This is a genomic window from Streptomyces sp. NPDC052721 (assembly GCF_040678315.1).
GTDB lineage: Bacteria > Actinomycetota > Actinomycetes > Streptomycetales > Streptomycetaceae > Streptomyces.
In genome coordinates, this window is record NZ_JBFATL010000049.1 from 56,973 (window position 1) to 60,309 (window position 3,337).

Annotated in this window: 2 protein-coding genes and 1 pseudogene; 1 reads left to right on the top strand and 2 read right to left on the bottom strand. The window is 76.3% G+C overall.

Annotated features, from left to right (window positions below; all coding sequences use genetic code 11):
- A pseudogene (locus AB0L21_RS33745) lies at positions 1-753 on the bottom strand (TIGR00374 family protein); the annotation flags it as partial.
- Between the two features lie 144 nt (positions 754-897).
- Between AB0L21_RS33745 and AB0L21_RS33750 the strand changes: the two are divergent.
- Entirely contained in the window at positions 898-2,829 is a 1,932-nt protein-coding gene (locus AB0L21_RS33750) for an ABC transporter ATP-binding protein (protein WP_365788132.1), read from the top strand.
- A gap of 176 nt (positions 2,830-3,005) precedes the next feature.
- Here AB0L21_RS33750 and AB0L21_RS33755 read toward each other — a convergent pair whose 3' ends face one another.
- The gene (locus AB0L21_RS33755) at positions 3,006-3,224 is read right to left on the bottom strand and encodes a hypothetical protein (RefSeq protein WP_365788131.1); all 219 of its coding nucleotides are present in this window, start codon (positions 3,222-3,224) and stop codon (positions 3,006-3,008) included.
- Between the last annotated feature and the right edge of the window lie 113 nt (positions 3,225-3,337).

A 3,337-nucleotide genomic window follows, 5' to 3' on the forward strand; every position in this document is an offset into this window, starting at 1 on the left:
GCCCCCGCCGGCCCAGCCCGGGGGCGGCCGCCCCCCCCCGCCCCCCCGGGGGGGGGGGCCCCCCCCCCGCGACCAGGGCCACGATCAGCGCCGCCTCCCCGGGCCCCAGCCCGCCGGGCGTGGGCACCAGGGCACCGCGACCGTCCCGGCGAGGCGGGCCGGCACCATGTGCGCGGGAGGCACCGGCAGCCGCAGCGCCTGCCCGACGGCCGCGAGCCCGGCCGCCTGGAGCGCGGGGAAGGCCGGCGAGCCGCCCCACAGCGCGAGGACGCGGGCCGGCCGGGTGTGCACCGGCCGGGTCTCGTCCAGGGCGTCCCGCGCGAACACGGACACGCGCGTGCGCAGCGGTCGTACGAGCGCCGCCACGGCCCCCGCCACGGCCGGCAGGCCCGCCGCGCCCAGCAGCAGCGGGAGCGCCGAGCCGTCCGGCAGCAGGGGGCCGGGCCGCAGCGCGTCCGCGAACGCGAACAGCGGCGCGGCCGGCGGCCCGAGCCGGCCCACGCACTCCGCCGGCGGATACAGGGCGAGCGCGGCCGAGGCACGCGTCGGCGGCACCGCGCACACGGTCATGAAGCGCAGGTTCACGGCGCCCGCGCCGAGCCCGGTCGGCAGCGGATGGCTGGCCGCGCCCGCCGCGAACCGGGTGGCCGGCACCCGCCCCTTCGGCAGCGGCCGCGGCACCGCGCCCTGCCGGGTGACGGCGGCGGCCACGGCGACGAGCACGAGCGGCACCAGGCACAGCACCTGGCGCACCGGGAGGCGCCGGGGCACGCGCGGACGGGGGAGGGGGACGGCAGACACATCCGCACAGGTTCTCCGGGGCACCCCGACAGCGGGTGAACCGTCGCGGACATTGACCTCAACGAGCCTTGAGGTTCTACGGTCTCTTCCATGAGCATGGAGACCACCGCCTGGACGCAGCTGCACAGCGTGATGAACGCGCAGTCCGAGCGTCGCCCCTTCGCCCGCGCCACCCTGCGCCGCATCGCCGCCTTCGCCCGCCCGCACCGCGCCGGCATCGTCCGGTTCGTGCTGCTCGGGGTGGTGACCGCCCTGCTCGCCGTCGCGACCCCCGTGCTCGCCGGCCGCGTCGTCGACGCGATCGTGGCGGGGCACGACTCCGGCACGGTGGTCCGGCTCTCCCTGCTCATCGCGCTCGTGGCGCTCGCGGAGGCGGGGCTCGGCATCCTCGGCCGCCGCCTGTCGTCGACGCTCGGGGAGGGACTCATCCTCGACCTCAGAACGGCTGTGTTCGATCATGTGCAGCGCATGCCCGTCGCGTTCTTCACACGTACACGTACGGGCGCGCTGGTCAGCCGTCTCAACAACGACGTGATCGGCGCCCAGCGGGCCTTCGCCAACACCCTCTCCGGCGTCGTCAGCAACCTGGTCACCCTGCTGCTCACGCTCGCCGTGATGCTCACCCTGTCCTGGCAGATCACCCTGCTCGCGCTCGTCCTCCTGCCGGTGTTCGTGCTGCCCGCCCGCCGCATGGGCAGCCGGATGGCCCGCATGCAGCGCGAGGCGGCGGCGCTGAACGCGGCCATGGGCACCCGGATGACCGAGCGGTTCTCCGCCCCCGGCGCCACCCTGGTCAAGCTGTTCGGGCGTCCGGAGGAGGAGTCGGCGGAGTTCGCGGCGCGGGCCGCCCAGGTCCGGGACATCGGCGTGCGCACGGCCACGGCCCAGTCGGTCTTCATCACCTCCCTCACCCTCGTCTCCGCCCTCGCCCTGGCCCTCGTCTACGGCCTCGGCGGCTGGTTCGCGCTGCGCGGCACCCTGGAGCCCGGCGCGGTCGTCTCCCTCGCCCTGCTGCTGACCCGCCTGTACGCCCCGCTGACCGCGCTCGCCGGAGCCCGGGTCGAGGTGATGAGCGCGATCGTCAGCTTCGAGCGGGTCTTCGAGGTGCTCGACCTCAAGCCGCTCATCGCCGAGAAGCCGGACGCCCGCGAGGTCCCCGACGGCCCGGTCGCCGTCGAGTTCGACGACGTCCGCTTCTCCTACCCGTCCGCCGACCAGGTCTCCCTCGCCTCCCTGGAGGAGGTCGCCGCGCTCGACACCCGCGGCGGCACCGAGGTGCTGCGCGGCATCTCCTTCCGCGCCGAACCCGGCCGGACCGTCGCCCTCGTCGGCTCCTCCGGCGCCGGCAAGTCGACCATCGCCCAGCTCCTGCCGCGCCTGTACGACGTCGACGCGGGCGCGGTGCGCATCGGCGGGGTCGACGTCCGCGACCTCACCTTCGCCTCCCTGCGGGCCACGCTCGGCATGGTCACCCAGGACGGCCACCTCTTCCACGACACCGTCCGCGCCAACCTGCTGCTGGCCCGCCCGGACGCGGGTGACGACGAGCTGTGGGACGCCCTCGGCCGCGCCCGCCTCGCCGACGTCGTCCGGTCCCTGCCCGACGGACTGGACACGGTCGTCGGCGAGCGCGGCTACCGGCTCTCCGGCGGCGAACGCCAGCGCATGACCATCGCCCGGCTGCTGCTCGCCCGACAGCGGGTGGTCATCCTGGACGAGGCCACCGCCCACCTGGACAACACCTCCGAGGCGGCCGTCCAGGAGGCGCTCACGGAGGCCCTGGAGGGCCGCACCGCCGTGGTCATCGCCCACCGCCTGTCCACGGTCCGCGCCGCCGACCAGATCCTGGTCGTGGAGTCCGGCCGCATCGTGGAACGCGGCACGCACGAGGAACTGCTGGCGGCGGAGGGCCGGTACGCCGAGCTGTACCGGACGCAGTTCGCGGGACGCGGCGGGCCCGCGGAGGCGGCGGCGCCGGAGACGGTCGCGCCGGGGGCCGTGGAGGCGGGGGTGCCGACGGTGGGGTGAGGGCGCGCCCGGAGTGCCGCGCGACGGCTCAGGCGGGGTGACGGCGGAAGAGAGGTGACGGCGGTCGGGTCAGGCCGGGGTGTCCGGCCGTCTCACCGCCCACCAGGGCGCACCCGGCCGGCACACAGCCCACAGGCCCGCCGGTCACACCACAGGCGTCCCCGCCCCGGTGCGCGTCACCGTCGCGCAGGCGCGGCAGGCGGCGCCATGCCGGAACAGCCACCGCAGAGCCCTGGAAGAGGTTCGCGCGGGGCCGCCCGGCCGAGGGCGAGGACGAGGTCCAGCCGGGTCACCGGATCGTCCTCCGCCCGCCGGCGCCGCAGCAGCGCGGGCAGGGTCAGCTCACCCGGGCTGGTGCAGGACCCCACCACGTCGGCGGCGGCGCGCCGGACCACGGGTCGGGATCGTCCAGCAGGGCTAGGCCCTGTCGTCAAACTCCCGTCTGCCGCGCGACGCCATGCACGCACTCTCGCCGCACCGGGCCCCGACCCAAGTACATCCAGTACGA